The sequence below is a fragment of the Blastochloris viridis genome, assembly GCF_001402875.1.
Taxonomy (GTDB): domain Bacteria; phylum Pseudomonadota; class Alphaproteobacteria; order Rhizobiales; family Xanthobacteraceae; genus Blastochloris; species Blastochloris viridis.
On the sequence record NZ_CP012946.1, the window covers coordinates 1,293,859 to 1,309,692 of the forward strand.

General features: G+C 63.2%; 9 protein-coding genes and 1 other annotated feature. Of the genes, 4 read left to right on the top strand and 5 right to left on the bottom strand.

Translation table 11 applies throughout. The annotated features are described in order from the left end of the window. Positions 1–31: 31 nt before the first annotated feature. The 4 genes from BVIR_RS05740 to BVIR_RS05755 all read right to left on the bottom strand — a co-directional run bounded on the left by BVIR_RS05740 (position 32) and on the right by BVIR_RS05755 (position 7,368). On the bottom strand, positions 32–3,907 hold the full coding sequence (locus BVIR_RS05740) for a baseplate multidomain protein megatron (RefSeq protein WP_055036827.1): 3,876 nt from the start codon (positions 3,905–3,907) through the stop codon (positions 32–34). Then, positions 3,907–4,551 (bottom strand): hypothetical protein, encoded by a 645-nt coding sequence (locus tag BVIR_RS05745; RefSeq protein ID WP_055036828.1) that lies wholly within the window; start codon positions 4,549–4,551, stop codon positions 3,907–3,909. Before BVIR_RS05745 ends, BVIR_RS05740 begins: the two co-directional genes overlap by 1 nt. A 144-nt stretch (positions 4,552–4,695) precedes the next feature. Further along, positions 4,696–6,066: a hypothetical protein gene (locus tag BVIR_RS05750; RefSeq protein WP_055036829.1), complete on the bottom strand. Its 1,371-nt coding sequence runs from the start codon at positions 6,064–6,066 to the stop codon at positions 4,696–4,698. Positions 6,067–6,139: 73 nt separating this feature from the next. Further along, a protein-coding gene (locus BVIR_RS05755; RefSeq protein WP_145912061.1) for an IS3 family transposase occupies positions 6,140–7,368 on the bottom strand; the annotation gives its coding sequence in 2 pieces (ribosomal slippage) (positions 6,140–7,080 and positions 7,080–7,368; 1,230 coding nt in all). Then, positions 6,971–7,087, bottom strand: a sequence feature (AL1L pseudoknot). Its footprint overlaps the gene before it by 117 nt. Before the next feature lie 235 nt (positions 7,369–7,603). Here BVIR_RS05755 and BVIR_RS05765 point away from each other — a divergent pair. From BVIR_RS05765 to BVIR_RS16310, 4 genes are read left to right on the top strand one after another with little or no spacing between them, the layout of a single operon-like run. Beyond that, on the top strand, positions 7,604–7,789 hold the full coding sequence (locus BVIR_RS05765) for a hypothetical protein (RefSeq protein ID WP_055036832.1): 186 nt from the start codon (positions 7,604–7,606) through the stop codon (positions 7,787–7,789). Further along, the gene (locus BVIR_RS05770; RefSeq protein WP_055036833.1) at positions 7,782–8,228 is read left to right on the top strand and encodes a DUF2924 domain-containing protein; all 447 of its coding nucleotides are present in this window, start codon (positions 7,782–7,784) and stop codon (positions 8,226–8,228) included. The genes BVIR_RS05765 and BVIR_RS05770 overlap by 8 nt, the downstream gene beginning before the upstream one ends. A gap of 26 nt (positions 8,229–8,254) precedes the next feature. Beyond that, positions 8,255–9,556, top strand: a complete 1,302-nt coding sequence (locus BVIR_RS05775; RefSeq protein WP_236823723.1) for a recombinase family protein — start codon at positions 8,255–8,257, stop codon at positions 9,554–9,556. Beyond that, positions 9,556–9,966 carry a hypothetical protein gene (locus tag BVIR_RS16310; RefSeq protein WP_082417340.1) on the top strand — a complete coding sequence of 137 codons (411 nt, stop codon included), beginning with the start codon at positions 9,556–9,558 and terminating at the stop codon, positions 9,964–9,966. Before BVIR_RS05775 ends, BVIR_RS16310 begins: the two co-directional genes overlap by 1 nt. A 291-nt stretch (positions 9,967–10,257) precedes the next feature. Here BVIR_RS16310 and BVIR_RS05785 read toward each other — a convergent pair whose 3' ends face one another. After that, positions 10,258–15,822: a DUF1998 domain-containing protein gene (locus BVIR_RS05785; RefSeq protein WP_055036835.1), complete on the bottom strand. Its 5,565-nt coding sequence runs from the start codon at positions 15,820–15,822 to the stop codon at positions 10,258–10,260. Positions 15,823–15,834: the final 12 nt, after the last annotated feature.

Here is a 15,834-nt window from a genome sequence, read left to right on the forward strand (position 1 = left end):
CTGATCCTTAAGGTGTGAGATCGTGCGCCGGTCAGAGCGCCGATGTGATCTCGGTCGGCTGGCCCGCGCCGTAGACGCGAGAGACCTGGGCGACGCGCCATTTGAGCGCCGCAGGCTGCGATCCGAAGTCGGCGGCCTGCTGGGCCGCGGTATAGACGAGACTTGGCGCGCCAACCCGCGTCGTGCGCACGACGGCCTCACCGTTCAGAATCATGACGTCGTAGTCCTCGGCCTCTTCGCCGAGCGGCACCTCGGCGAACCAGGCATCGCCACTGACGCGGCTGCGGCGGATCCAGGAGAGCCGCACGTCGCCGGAGGTCTCACGCCCAGCCTTGAGATGCACCGGCGCGAAGGGCTTGAGGCCCCATCCCCCATTTGTGAAGCTGAGCGCGACGGCATGCTCGCCGGCCGGGCCCTCCGGCACCGGCGCGCCTTTGTAGGCGGTCGCGATCCCAAGCCGCGCGACCGAGAAGGCCGGGCGCACCTGCCGGGCCGGATCAAGCAGCACGAACCGAGTTCCGGCCGGGTGCACGGCGACCTCGTGCTCGGTGCCACGCTGGCCGCGCAGGAGACGCGACAGGCGATAGCGGCCGGACGCGATCAACTCGGCGGTGGCGAACTGGATCACCTCATCGCCGATCAGCGCGGCGGTGGCGCCGGCCAGAATGCGCTCGTCTGGCAGAGATTGCAGCGTGCCATGGTCGAGCTGGACCTCGACGCTGTTGCCGCGGTCCCAGGTCCAGACCGGCCCGGGCGGGAGCACTGTTACCGTCGCGCCCATGGTCGAGGCCAGCGTCGCGACCGCCGCGGTGGTGTAGTCGAGCCCGTCCGCAGTCGGCTGGAACAGGCTGGCGCCACGGAACCGGCCGCCGCCGATCGGGCACGCCGCCATATAGAACGATGCCGCCGACGCGTCGTGCGCATCGATGATGATCGGCATGTCGAGCAGTTCGATCTTGACCGGCGGCACGGGGTCGGCCGCAACCGGCGACATGCCGCCCGAGCCGGTCGGCGCGGTGACATAGTCCGGATTGCCGCCGTCGGTCGCCTGGCCGCGCACCAGCACGAGGCCGGGCTTGCCGTAGGTGACCGACGTCACGCGGTATCGCCGCAGCACGCCATCGATCGGCATCTCGATGAGGTCGGTCGGGTCGAGCTTGAGCCATCGGGTCGGCAGCCGGAGGTCGATCGCCTCACGGCCCTGCCACATTTCGCGGAGCGCCCGCTGGCCGATGGTCTGCGCCTGTTCGACCGAGAGCACGATCGGCAGCGAGAAGGTGGTCACGCTGTCGGAGCGGCCGACCTGCTTGCGGATCGTGACGGTCGAGGACTGGTAGTCGCGGTTCTCATCAATATGCACGACATCGACGGCGATCGGCAGCTCGGTGTCCTGGGTCCGCTCGACCTTGATCTTTGATCGGTCGCTGCCGCTGTCGGAGGCCCCAAGATCCTCGCCGTCGACCGTGACCACCGGCCCGCCGCCACGCTTGACGAAGACGAGCTTGCCGTCGCGCTCGACGCAGTCGAAGAAATGCGCGGTCTGCAGCACCGCGATCATGTCGCGGATCGACTTGCGCTCGGTTACCACATAGCCGACCACCTCGTCGTCGAGCGCCGAGGCGTCGTACTCACCTGGGGCAAGTCCCGCGCGCAGGCACAGATCGGCAACGATGTCGGAGAGGCGCATGTTGCCGATCTTCCCGTTGATCCAGTGGCCGAGCCGGAAGTTCACACCGTCGCTCCACACGTTCGAGAGCGTCGGGAACCAGGGATAGGGCCGCGCGTCCCAACACCACACGAAGCGCCGGCCGACCATCGGCCCGCCATAGAGCGGCGATGTCGGATTGTTGGCCGGGTCGCGCCAGTAGTCCTCGGTCGCCTCGATCGCCGTGCGCTGGACGACGCGGTCGACCGCACCGGTCGAATAATAGGGAGCAAAGCTCTCGGCCGATTTCGGGTCGATGAAGACGTTGGGCTGGTTCGTCGCGCAGTTCACCGTCGGGATGCCGTACTCGGCGAACCAGATCGGCTTCGATTGCGGCACCCAGGCGGTCGGCGGACCACTCGGGGTGCCGTTCACGCGCGGGACGTGCTCCGTCTCCCACCACGAGCGCAGATCCTTGAGCGCCCAGAAGCGATCGGCGATCGGAGATCGCTGCGGGTCGAAGCCGCGCCGCGCAAGATCGCGATCGGCAGCGCTGGCATAGTAATAGTCGATCAGTTCGCCGCCCGCCCAGCCGGCGCGGACTGTTGCAACATCATGCACCGCGCGCGGCGCATCGGTCAGCGGGAAATAGGCGTCGATCCCGATGACATCGATGTTGGGATCGGCCCACAGCGCATCGAGCGGGAAGTCCACCGTGGCGCCGCCGCGGTCGTGGTAGCGGTATTCGTCCCAGTTCGCGGCATAGGTGACGATGGAGGTGCTGCCGAGCCGGGTCTTGGCTTCGGCCGCGATCTGCCGCCAGTACGGCACGGCCGGATAGGTGCCGCCGGCATCAAAGATGCGGTTGAGCGCGACCATCTCCGAGCCGATGACGAAGCCGTCGACACCGCCGGCCTCTTCGCACAGCGTCAGGCAATGGCGGATGAACCGCAGATAGCCGTCCGGGCGGGTGAAGAACCCCGGCACGTCGGCCGCCGCCCCGGTGATACGACCGCGCCACGGGAACGGCGCCGGATCGGGCGGCGGAATGTCCATCATGATGAAGGGATAGAACAGAACCTTCAGCCCGCGCGCCTTGAGGTGCTGGGTGGCGCGCACCATCGCGCCATCATCGATGGTGCCGCCATACGACAGGCCGGACGAGCCGTCCGGCCGCGTGTAGGACGACACCGTCGGCCAGTGCGGCGTGCCGGACACGGCACCGTTCAGGAGATAGAGCGGCCGGCCGATGCCGGCGACGCTCCAGACATGCGGGCGGCTTTCGGGCACCTGGTCGACATAGACGCCGACTTCGCATTCGGGCCGCAGCGCGCAGGTTGCGACATCGAGCGAGGTGCCGAACCAGGCATAGACCAGCGCGACCCATTCGACGTTCGGCAGTTCGCGCTTGAGATTGTCGATCGCCACCGCGAAGTCGGCCCGCTTTGAGCCGGCATGGACGTTGATCGCGGCCTTGAAGCCGGTGCCGGCGCCGTGCCGGTTCGAGAACACGATGTCCGGGTCATAGGCGAATTCGCCCGACGCCGGGATCAGGCAGATGCTCTCGACGAGATGGCGCGCATCCGGGGTGCCCGCCGGTGACCCGCGGAACACCTCGACCTCGAAATTGGGAAAGCGGTTGCCGAACGCCGTGAGATAGAGGTTCTCCAGCACGACATAGGCGGTGCCGCGGAAGGCCGGCGTGCGGCTCGCACCTTCGACGGCCTGGATCAGCGGGTCGGGCTGCTGCGCCTCATCGCCGTAATAGATGCGGACTTCATCCACGTCATCGGTGTTGACCGGCTGGCCATCGACCCAGATGCGATAGACCGAGGTCAGCGGCCCCTCGCTCAAGCCCAGCGCGACGTCGGCATAGTAGTGATAGCTCGTGGTGGTGACCACCGTCTGGCTGCCGCCACCCCCGCCGCCAAACCCACCCTTGCTGCCGTCACCGCCGCCGCCGGTGGTTTCCGTCGTCGTGCGCACCTCCTCGCGGATGCCGCGCGCCCAGATGATGTTGGCCGGGATGCGCCCGCGGCCATAGACCTTGGGCCGCACCTGGCCGTAGGCGGAGCCGGACAGGCGGACGTCGGTGATCTTGCCATTCTCGACCGTCCGCCGATCGGTTTGCGGCCCGAACAGCTGCTGATTGATGAGCCCGCCGATGGCCGCGCCGAACAGCGCGCCGAGCCCCTGGCCAAGGCCTCCGCCGACCGCCTGGCCGACCGCGCTGCCGGCAATCGTCAGAACGAGCTGGGCCATCAGGTCACCACTTCAAACGAAAGCTGCGGCAGGCGGTTGCCGTAGGGCGTGATGTGCAAGCGCTCCAACACGACATAGGCAAGCCCGCGATAGGCCGGCGTGTTCGCCGCCCCCTCGACAGCCTGGATCAGCGGATCGGCGCCTTGCGTCTGCGATCCGGGATAGATCCGCATGTCGCCGACATGAGCGGGGTCGAGCGCATTGCCGTCCGCGAAGGTCCGCGGCACGGAGGCGATCGGCCCCTGGCAGAGCCCGATCGCGACGTCGCAATAGTAGTGGTACTCGACCGTTGTCCGGGTCGATCCGCCGCCTCCGCCGCCACCACCTTTGCCGCCACCGCCACCGACCGTCTCGGTCGTGGTGCGCGTCTCCTCGTGGAAGCCGCGCATCCAGATGACGTTCGAGGCGAGGCGTCCCTTGCCGTAGAGCGCCGGGATCACGCTGCCATAGCTCGACGATTGGGCGCGCAGGTCCTGCAGCCGCGCGCCATAGACGGTCTGGTCGGGCGTGCCCGAGCCGAAGAGCTGCTGGTCGATGATGCCGCCGACATAGGCGCCGACCGCGCCGCCAATGGCGCTGCCGATGCCGGGCAGCAGCATGTTGCCGAGCACCATGCCGCCGATGCTGAGGGCGAGACGGGCCATTATCCGCTAACCACCGTTTTCACAACCGACCAAACAACTCTGAGAGGGTCAGGCTCCCTCGCATCTCGTGCGCTCTGCCAGCCAAGCTGGCATGCTCCGAAGCGGGCCGAGCACCAACGGTTGGGTCGGGGAAAGCTGAGATGGCTAATTCGCCTCGACAGGCGCGCTTTCGTTGACTGAGATATATGTCATCGACCCGAGTGGGTGCCAGTCCGGCGTCAGGCTACGCATCTGCTTATCTGGCAGCAGCCAGTGGTGCGACGCACCGGGTAGCATCCACTCTTCAAGGGGATGAAGGGCATTCGGATTGTGAAACACATCGAACCCTTCGACCCACGTCTCACTGTAATTAGGCGAATTGACGTTATGCTTGAACGCAATGGGCTCCGCAGCGTTCGGGTCATGGTCCACCGCGGTACCGATCCTCGTCAGGACGACCCGAGGAGAGCCAAAGCCGGCAAGCATTCCCATTCGTAAGAACTTCGAGATCGTACCGCTGTTGTTGAATACGACGGCACTGATATTTTCGGCGCCGGGTTGGTTGAAAAAGCCGGACGTGATCTCCTTCGTGCTCCAACTGTGTTTTTCGATTTTGCGAGGAATGATGTGCAGGCAGCCAGCCTCGTCTTTATGCCAGTCGTAGTCGTATCCGTAGAGATATGTATGAAGAGCTGAGCGCGTCATGATCATCGATGCGCCACCCTGAAAATCAGCAATCGCGAACACCAACGGCTTGCCCTTCACATTGGGCTTTTCCCAGTATTTCTTCTTGAATTTCGTGTGAAGCGCGCTGCCGTACTTTAGGGGCATGAACTCCCGCATGAACGCAATCCGGCCTTCGTCGGTGTCGAGTTGCGGAACGGTAGACAGCGGACCTTCGCGACTGGCGTTGACTGTCGTTGCCTCGACGCAGAACTCGATGCCGATGCTCTTGCACGTGAAGTCGGGTATGGCTTCTGCGCGGTCGATCTGATAGCCCATCTCAGTGAAGGCGGCGAACAGGTAGAGTTCCCAGATCCGAGCATCGAAACCGGTGGTCTGGAACTGCTCAACGAAGTTGCCGTCCGGGTCTTCATACCAGTGCATCATCGGCTTGATGATGCCGCGCGCCGAAGAGAAGCCCTCCTGTTCGGCGACCTTGGCGAAATTCGGGTGCAAACGCTCACGCGCGACCACAGGCGTGAAGAAATCAAGCGGTTCACCCTTCTCGTCGCCTTGGTAGTATTCAGCGGCGTCCTGATGCGCGACGGACTCCATCTCCCGGCGCATCGCGACCTCAGCATGGCGCCGTGACTTGATGAACGGGCTCACTTGGACACAACGGAAGCGGCCCTTTCGGTCCAGGGCCATGATGATCCCGCCGTAGTCGCCGTCCTCATTGTCGCGGATGAGAGTCCCGAGAACCCGTTCGTTACCGTGCTCGAACCAGGCCATCTCCTGAGCCATGAAAAGCGACAACGGCTGGCGGGCATAACCAGCCAGAGCATCGAAGCGGACCTTTGGAATCGGGCGCATGATTATCCCGTCGAAATAGTGAGATTCGAAGGATTGAACCGCCCCGGGTTTGCCGGAGGCGTTTTGGCTTGAGTTACGCGGCCATCGCTGTCTCTTCCAGCATGGCATAGTAGCGCGCCTCGGCTTCGGCCGGCGGGATATTGCCGATCGGCGCCAGCAGGCGGCGGTTGTTGAACCAGTCGACCCATTCCAGCGTGGCGAACTCGACGGCCTCGAACGACCGCCACGGTCCCTTTCGATGGATAACCTCGGCCTTGTAGAGGCCATTGATGGTCTCGGCGAGCGCGTTGTCATAGGAGTCGCCGACGCTGCCGACCGAGGGCTCGATGCCCGCCTCGGCCAGGCGCTCGGTGTAGCGGATGCTGACATACTGCGATCCGCGATCCGAATGGTGCACCAGGCCGGCCTTGCGGGCGGGCCGCCGGTCATGAAGCGCCTGCTCCAGCGCATCCAGCACGAAGCTGGCGTGCGCCGTGCGGCAGACGCGCCAGCCGACGATGCGGCGGGCGTAGGCGTCGATCACGAAGGCGACGTAGACGAAGCCCGACCACGTGCTGACGTAAGTGAAGTCGGAGAGCCAGAGCATGTTTGGCGCCGGAGCATGGAACACCCGGTTGACGTGGTCGAGCGGGCACGGCGCCGCCTTGTCTGGCACCGTCGTCCGCACCGGCTTGCCGCGAATGACGCCGCGCAATCCCATGTCCCGCATCAGGCGCTCGACGGTGCAGCGCGCGACGTCGAAGCCCTCGCGCACCATCTGCCGCCAGACCTTGCGCGCGCCATAGACCTCGAAGTTCTCGGCGAAGACGCGGGCAATCTCAGGACGCAAGGCCTGGTCGCGCTTTGCCCGCGCCGAGAGCTTCGCCAGATCGGCCCGCTTGGCGACATGGTCATGGTAGGTCGAGGGGGCGATCGGCAGAACCTTGCAGATCGGCTCGACCCCGTGGACCTCGCGGTGATCGTCGATGAACGCGATCATGTCTTGGACCGGCGGTCGAGCTCCGCCATCGCAAAATACGCCGACGCCTTGCGCAGGATCTCGTTGGCCTGCCGCAGCTCCCGGTTCTCCCGCTCCAGGGCCTTGAGCTTCTCGGCGACGTCGCTGGGCACGCCCACCCGCTTTCCGGCGTCGACCTCGGTCTTCCGGATCCACTCGTTCAGGGTCTGCGGCGTGCAGCCGATCTTGGTGGCGACCGACACCACCGCCGCCCACCGCGAGGGGTGCTCCGCCTCGTGATCGAGTACCATCCGCACCGCCCGCTCGCGGACTTCAGGCGAAAATTTGTTCGTCGTCTTGCTCATGCAGGCTCCACCTTCTCAGGAGTTGGAGCCTCCGGCAAACCCGGGGCGGTTCAGTCTGACGATTCAATCGAACAAAACAAGACTAAAGCGCAACCGGAAGCGGCAACTCCACCGGCGACGTTTGTTTCTGACCTGATGTCCCGATCCCGCGCGGCAGCTGGCTTTTCCAGTGTGAAGCCTCTGTTCGCCGGAACCACCCTGCATGAAATGCCCCAATCCCCTGGCACCCGATCTGATGTCCGACGACGAGCGCCTGTCCGAGGCCGCCGAGATCCTGGCGCGCGGCGTGATCCGCCTGCGCCAGCGACGCGAGGGGCGACCCCCACCTTTACTCGCGAGTTCGGAGAAAGTTGGCTGGACTTCTCGCCCGACCAACGCGGTCATGCCGACACCCAAGTCGACGGAGACCGACGATGACTGACCTCGTGCTGGCGCGCGTTGCCGCCATCAAGACCATGCCGACGCCGGCGCTGAAAGCGATGTGGCGCGAACTCTACGGCACCGACGCGCCACCGTACAATCGCCGCTTCCTTGAAAGCCGCCTGGCGTACCGCGTTCAGGAACTGGCCTATGGCGGCTTGAAGCCCGAGACGGTGAAGCGGCTCGACGCGCTGGCGCGCGGTGTGGAGGACACCAACCCGAAGACCCGCCGCATCCGCGCCGACCAGAAGCCCATCGCCGGCACGCGGCTGATCCGCGAATACGGCGGCGTCGAACACGTCGCCACCGTGCTGCATGATGGCTACGAGTACCAGGGCCGCCCCTATAAATCGCTGTCCGCGATCGCCCGCGCCATCACGGGCACCCGCTGGAACGGCTGGGTCTTCTTCGGGCTCAAGACCATGAAGGGGCGGCAATGAAGCGGACCGGAACGTCGGCGAAAATCATGCGCAAGGTGCGCTGCGCGGTGTACACGCGCAAGTCCTCCGAGGAAGGACTCGACATGGAGTTCAACAGCCTCGACGCTCAGCGTGAGGCTTGCGAATCCTATATCGCCAGCCAGCGTTCCGAGGGCTGGGTGCTGGTACCCGACCATTACGACGACGGCGGCATCTCGGGGGGCACCCTGGAGCGCCCGGCGTTGAAGCGTCTCATCGCTGACATCGAGAACGGCCGCATCGACGTGGTCGTCGTCTACAAAATCGACCGGCTTTCGCGTTCCCTAATGGATTTCGCCAAACTGGTCGAGGTGTTCGAGCGGCACAGCGTCACCTTCGTCAGCGTCACGCAGTCGTTCAACACCACGACCTCGATGGGTAGGTTGACGCTGAACATCCTGCTCAGCTTTGCGCAGTTTGAGCGCGAGGTCATCGGCGAACGTATCCGCGACAAGTTCGCCGCGTCGCGCAAGAAGGGAATGTGGATGGGCGGCTTCGTGCCGCTCGGCTATCGCGTGGAGAATCGCAAGCTGGTGATCGATGAGGCCGAGGCCGCCATCGTCCGCATGATCTTCGAGCGGTTCGTGAAGGTCGGCTCCGCCACCGTCCTGGCGCGCGAACTGATCGCCGAGCGCGTCACGACCCGCCGCGGCAAGCCCATCGACAAAGGCTTCCTCTACAAGCTGCTGAACAACCGCGTGTACATCGGCGACGCAGTCCACAAGGGTGTTGCCTATCCCGGCGAGCACGAGGCCATCATCAGCGTCGATCTCTGGAACCGGGTTCACACCATCATGGGCGAAAGCCCGCGCTCGCGCGCCAACAAGACGCGCAGCGCCGAGCCGGCGATGCTGAAGGGCCTCATCTTTGCGCCGAGCGGCAGCGCCATGTCGCCGACGCACACCCGCAAGGGCGATCGGCTCTACCGCTACTACGTCACGCAGTCGGTCTTGAAGTGCGGGCCGGAGACCTGTCCGATCCGCCGCGTGCCGGCCGCCGAAATCGAAATGGCGGTTGTCGATCAGCTGCGCGGCCTGTTGCGCGCGCCTGAGATGATCGTGCGGACTTGGATGTCGGCGGCGCGCGACGATGAGCGCATCAACGAGACTGAAGTTCGGGAGGCGTTCGAGCGGCTCGATCCGCTGTGGGACGAGTTGTTCCCGGCCGAGCAGGCGCGCATCGTCCAGCTCCTGGTCGAACGAGTCGACGTCAAGACCGACGGCGTCGCGATCCGGCTGCGCACCGGCGGCCTGACCAGCCTGTTCGCAGAGATGCAATCCATGATTCCGCCGGCGCGGAAGGCAGCGTGATGTCCCGGGCCGAGATCAACCGGGACGGAACGGCGCTGACCGTGATGGTCCCGATGACATTCAAGAGGCGAGGCGGCCGCAAGCTGGTGGTCGCACCGCACGGCGTCGACGCCTGGGCACCGCCCCGCGCGCGCATCGACAACACCATGGTGAAAGCGCTGGCCCGCGCCCACCGCTGGAGGCGGATGCTGGAAGGCGGCGAGTTCGCGACCGTCCAGGACTTGGCGGCGGCCGAGAAGATCAACCCGTCCTATCTGGCGCGCATTCTGCGCCTGACGCTGCTCGCGCCCGACATCGTCGAGGCGATTCTCGATGGCCGCCAGCCAACGTCGCTGCAACTGGACGACCTACTCGTGCCGCTTCCGGTGGAATGGGAGGGGCAGAGGCAGGTACTCAGGTTCATAACCTGAAGGTGACAGGTTCAAATCCTGGCATCGCAACCAAATTCCCTTTGAAGAAAGAAGAGGACAAACCAACGCTCCGGACGCGAGTCCGGAGCGTTGGTTTGTCAACTCCGCAATACCTCCGCAATCGCTCCACGCGTGGCGGGATGATGTTGGCCCCAGGCCGAAACCCTGGCTACGCTGTGATTTGAGTTCTTCGCATTGTCGCGAAGGATGTTGACCTCTCCCAGCGGAAAGCCGGCCCGAGCTTCGGCCTCGATCTCCAGCGTCAGTTGTGTTGATCCGTCACTGACGCAGCTATTGGAGCATCTGCCGCACAATCTCGACTGCGGCCGGAAGGTTACGACGAACCAGCAGATCGTCGACATACACGATAGGTTGAACTTGTTCCTCCGCTAGCTCACGAAGTTCGGCGGTGGCGGCGACGTCAGGGGCGACCGGCGAACTCAAGGCTATCCATGTCTCTGCTCCCCGGGCGTTCGTCATAACGATATCCACCGTAAGGTCCGTGTTTCCCACGCGGCGGGGGGCATTTTTTTCAACCCTGAAATTCGGGAACTGGCGGGCCAGATCATCAGCCAGGATGTCATTGGACGACTGCATCCGGTCAGGGGGGTAAGGCTGGTATCCGCCATACATTGCATGGCGAAGCAATTGCTGACCGAGCTTTCGGTCCAAAAGTCGGTGTTCGATCTTGTTCCTGAAGTTACGCAAGCAGCGATAGCAGGAGGCATCGCATTCCGCAGGACAAGATTCCAGGATGTCGAGTGCCTCGGTGAACAGTTTTTCTCCCCGCGCCGCGAGTTGTGGGGAAAAGCCTGCGCCGCCCGCCAACGTGTCGTAGACAAATATCTCGGCCTCACGCCCGATTGCGCCTGCGTCGGTAAGGGCGGGACGATATTCAGCGAGGATTTCGCCAGACTCTATTTCAAGAAGGCGGCATGCCGCCTTGGCAAGCGCCTCGCAGACCGTTCGTAACGCTGACGCTGTTTCGTCGTTTCCCGGAAACACGCAGAAGGGATCGTCTATGGGAAGTGAAAAGAGCGCAATGTCGGTCCGAAAATCGGTTCCCAGCACGACGCGTGGCGAGACCCTGCCCGGGCACGGGCCGTCTTCGTCCGACGGATAGGGGCGGGAATGTGGTTGTTGCAGGATGACTTCTGGATCAACCGCCGTCTCGATCCTCCCACAGAGGACGCAGTAGTTGTAACCGTCTCCGTCGGGGCCTGAGTTCGACACGAGGAGATGCTTTCGGGTTGGAAAGGCCCGGATGCGCGGCCCAGCCTGAATCCAGCCGGTGTCGGGGGCCGGCGTCGGCATGACGAGTTTTGCCCGGGTCGCATAGGCCGTTTCGTTTGGTGCGTCCGGCGTCGTCACGGGCGGTTTGTCGATGGGATGGGCAAAGCCGGGCGGGCGGAACCATGGTTTCGCTGGGCCGAACGTTGCGGGTGAACGGCAGGCTTCGCATTGGATGACGGCGTTCCGGCGCTCATCAGAGTATTCCTCCGTTCTTGCGTGACCGCACCGACTGCATTCAAAATACAATTTTCGGCGTCCCCAGGCATCCTTACGTTCTTTGCGATACGGCGAATAGATCGCCTTCGAAGTGTATTGCTTTCCCTTGATCCAGATTTGCTTGTTGGGAGCATATTGAGACAGAGCGATATTTAAACCCTGAGAGGGTGCGAACTCCATCTTGGGCCGGAACGGCGTTGATAAAGCCGGATTGAACACATAGAACGGTGCCACGTCGGTCGGAAACGCATAGCGCGGCAGCACACCCCAATAGAGGAGCCTGTCGAGCAATTTGTCCGCTGAGGGGTCAACGAATTCCGTTTCTTCGTCATACTCCCCCGTTTCATCCGCCGCCTCGACCACTTCTTGCATAGCGGACTCGTCCTTTTCCGATTCTTCCTCCTCCGCATTTTCAGAGTCCCCGTTTTCTTCGGCAGCGGTCGCGCCATCGGACTGAACAAATCCGATGGCATCATCAACCGCCTTCGTCACGTCGGAGATCATTGTCTCGATGAGATCGGCGCGATCGGTGGCTGACAGTTCGATGGGGAGCCATCGATCCGCCGATACCTTCAACTCATCGCTGTTGTCCGTCAGCCAATGTCGGAAATCTTCGCGGTTGAGGACGCCTGTGCCAGACCGGAAATCCCGAACCCTGCCGAGAACCGAAAAAAGATTCGGATCGGCCTGAGGATCGACCCCCGGAATCCGAGCTTCGTGATAACGCTGCAACAAGTAGGCTCGAAGATGCCGGCAAGCGATATCCCGGTTTTCGAGGGTGAGCCGTGGGTCGACGACCGGCCCTCTAATCATCTCGTCGGGAGCGACGAAGTAGTGATCGTCGTGGCTGTCCGAACTTCCGAAGGCGACCACCGTTGCGACCGCCGTCCCGCGCCGTCCCGCGCGTCCCGCGCGCTGCTGATAATTAGCGCGGCCGGGCGGCATGTTTCGCAACGCTACCCCGGACAATTCGCCAATGTCGATACCGACCTCCATTGTCGTGGTGCTGGACAGAACATCAATCGCGGGCTCCCGCTCGTCCGTGTCCCGCCACGCCAGATTAATGTCCTGAAAGCGGACTTCGTGCCTTTCCGCCTGTGAGAACACATCCTCTGGCTGTGCAGCGTTGAGCTGCGCCGTGTGTTCCGCGGCGATGAGCGAAATGAAATTGGGCTCGCTCTGTTCGAGCGCCGCGGCCACGGGGCCCCGGTAAAAGCCCCGCCGCGCCACAAAGACGGGATCAGACACGGGATCGAACATCTGGATTGTTGGAGCGCGGCAGTCGAGGCACGTGGTCACGTTCGGGATGGGCCGATGCACGGACTTGCAGGTGGTGCATCGCACCCATGATCCGCCAAGCTCTAGAGCCAATTTGCTGGCAAGCAGCCGGGTGCCGCCATCCGACAGCCGCTCGGTAAAGGCTTGCAGGAGCCGCGAGAGCCAGTCCTTCTTGAACACCCGCTTGGCTTCCTTTGAAACCAGCACGGTTTCCATCGGCTTGAATTCGCCTTTGTGAGTGCGGACTTCATTTGTCCACCATTCCGGAGGCATGTCCGAAAACCAAATGCCGGGGCCGCGCGCCCAGGCTCTGATCCACGCCCTGGCGACCGCCAGTTTTTCGGGCTCCGTTTCGGCAAGGCCGGATAGAGGCGGAAGACCTGCAATCCGCGCCGTCAGTTGCGGGCTTTCCCTCAATGACGCGACGGCCAGCGGCTCAAGGGCGAGGCCAGTGTCCCGAATGACGTTGACGATGGCCCGCATGAGGTTGGCCGGGCATCGCGCGCTCATCAGATCGAAAAGCTTGGTACCGCTTGGCGCCTGTCCCGGAGGGACTCCGTCGATTGTGGGCATGGATTCGCTTTGGTCGAGTTCGGGTCTGATCCGTACTCCAAAGCGATGCCCCGCGATGACGACGGCGAGGAAAGCGTGATTGAGCGTAAGGACGCTAGTGAATTGCTGGTCCTGGCTCAGCATTCGGTAGCCGACCGGCAGCAGCGCCCGGATGCTGTCACGCAAGGAATACGATTGAAGGGTCGGCGCAAGCCGCGCCGCCATCTGGCGGGAGTCCGAGAAAATTAGAACCTTGCGCCCACGCAGCGGAGCGAACTCCGTCGCGGGCTGCGGCCCCGGCGGCTGGACTCTGATTTGCGTCGAAAGCAAAGCCTGAAACGGCTGGTCGCCCTTTGTCTGGTGATCCTGGACGCTCGACTGCCCGAACATGAACAGCCTCCCGCAGCAGCCACACGGTGCAAATTCTCCCGGCTGTGCCCGCGCTTCTTCCTCCTCATCAAGCGCTATGTCGCCCTCGGGACGCAGATATACCGTTCGCGTCCGATCACCGGGCTGGTCTGGATCAAGTCGGCCGCTCCGCAGATCGTAGATTGCAGGACGGCCGCGGTCGGGTCGCGAGGGTTCTTCAAGTAGCAGATCAAGATGCTTCAGCGTCTCAAACATCCCGCCGCCGGTTTGGAGCCGTTCGCCTGAATTTGCCCAAACGAAGCGCGGATTGGCAAGGTCATTGGTGTAGGCGCGGGCATAAGACGTGCCGCAGTACCGGCAGGTGAAATATTCCAATACGGGCGCGCCGCAAGAGCATCGCTCCTGCGGTTGCCCGTAGAGCTTGCCCGCCGGCCCGCCCCGTTCGTTAGCGGGAAGCGCGGCGCAGTCCGAATCCATGCAGACCCACAATCCGGGCAGACCACGGAAGAAGGAGTGGACGCGGCACGGCAGCAAGCTCGGTTCGTCGGGTGCTCTTCGCGCGCGACTGCCGAAGGCCAACAGCGAACTCACCGCGCGGGCGGACGCTTCTTCATCGGGGGTGCCGAACACCAAAGCGCTCAGTTCTTTGACGGGCAGCGCGGCCTTCATCGTCTCATTGATGAGGAGATTGAGCGGCGCATAGCTATCGAGTGCGGCAAGCAACGCAGCGCTGACATCGCCCTCCGGTTTGACCCCGCGAAATCTCAGGAATGGTTCGGCCGCGCTCATCTGATCCGCAGGATCGGGCGAATAGAACTTTGCGAGGTCAATGTCCTTCAGAACCGCCACATCCAGATCCGAACCGCGCGTTGCCGGCGAACGCATTCTTAGTGTGCCCGTGATCGGGACGAATGTGTCAGCGGGAACGCCTGAAAGCTGCGCTCCAAATGTGCCGGCTGCCTCTTTGTTCTCCGCGCTAAAACTGGCTGTCGCGCAAATAACCTGAAAGCGCTCAGGGCCGATGTTAAACCGCTCTCGCAGCCGCCGGAGCAAAAGGCCGACTTCCGCGCCTTGAGCGCCGCGGTAAAGGTGCGCCTCATCGAGCACCACAAGAATGCGCTCCTCGGGAAACGCTTGGAGCCATTCCCGCGTCTTGTCAAAGATCGGCCGTTCGATCGGGCGCATCATCATGTATTCGAGCATTGAGTAGTTTGTTATGAGGAGATCGGGTGGGTTCTCCTGAACCTCGTGCCGGGTCAACAATTCGGCGTCGTCGGGCTGAACAACGGCGCGTTTGTAACGCCCGTCCCGGTCGCGCCATTGCGAGCCCGGTGTGCCGAACCACGACGCAATATTTTCCTTCGCAGGCCATTTTCCTTTCTTCGCCAACTTGTCACGAAGAGCCGAGGCTTTCTCATCCTCCTCCGGTATGCGGGGTCGGCCGGCCGCGTATCGCGCCGCGGCGTTTTCAATCTCCGAAAAGAAGTCGCCAATCGAACCGAGGCGGTTGCTGTCCTTGTTCGGCGTCCGCACTCCGGCATAAGGTGTGCGACTGGTGTATCGCGCGAACCGCGCGGGTCGTCCGGTCCATTGCTTGAACATGGAAACGACTCGCGGATTCCCAAAAAGAAGGCGCAGACGCCCGAGTTGGTCGTTCACGAGCGCGTTCATGGGATAGAGGACAATCGCCCGTACCGCGCTATGGTCTCGAAAGCCCGTCGGATTCCCGCGCGCTTCGATAGCCAGCTTGCCAAGGATCGGGAGGAGGAACGATTCCGTCTTGCCCGAGCCTGTTCCGGTCATAATCATCAGGTTCTTTTTGTTTGCCAAACTCTCCTTCAGAGATTGCGCCTGATGTTTGTAGGGGGGATTGAATAGGATTGCCTTTCCGTCCTGCGAACCCGACAGAGCAACCAGCGTGCCACGCACGGCTGTCGGAAGCGCCGTCATGTCTTCATAGCGCTCGTCCGTGACATAGCGCGGCGTCGATTCAATGTATGGATTCTGGTAGATGCCTCCGAGTTCTTTCAGGAGGCGATTGCGTTGCGCCACCATTGCCGGATGGCCAATGTGATACGTTGCTTCCAGATATTCGGTCAGGGTTTGACGCAGTTCGTCGATTGTTTGCTGGATTGTTGTCGCGCTCATCCGTTTTTCACC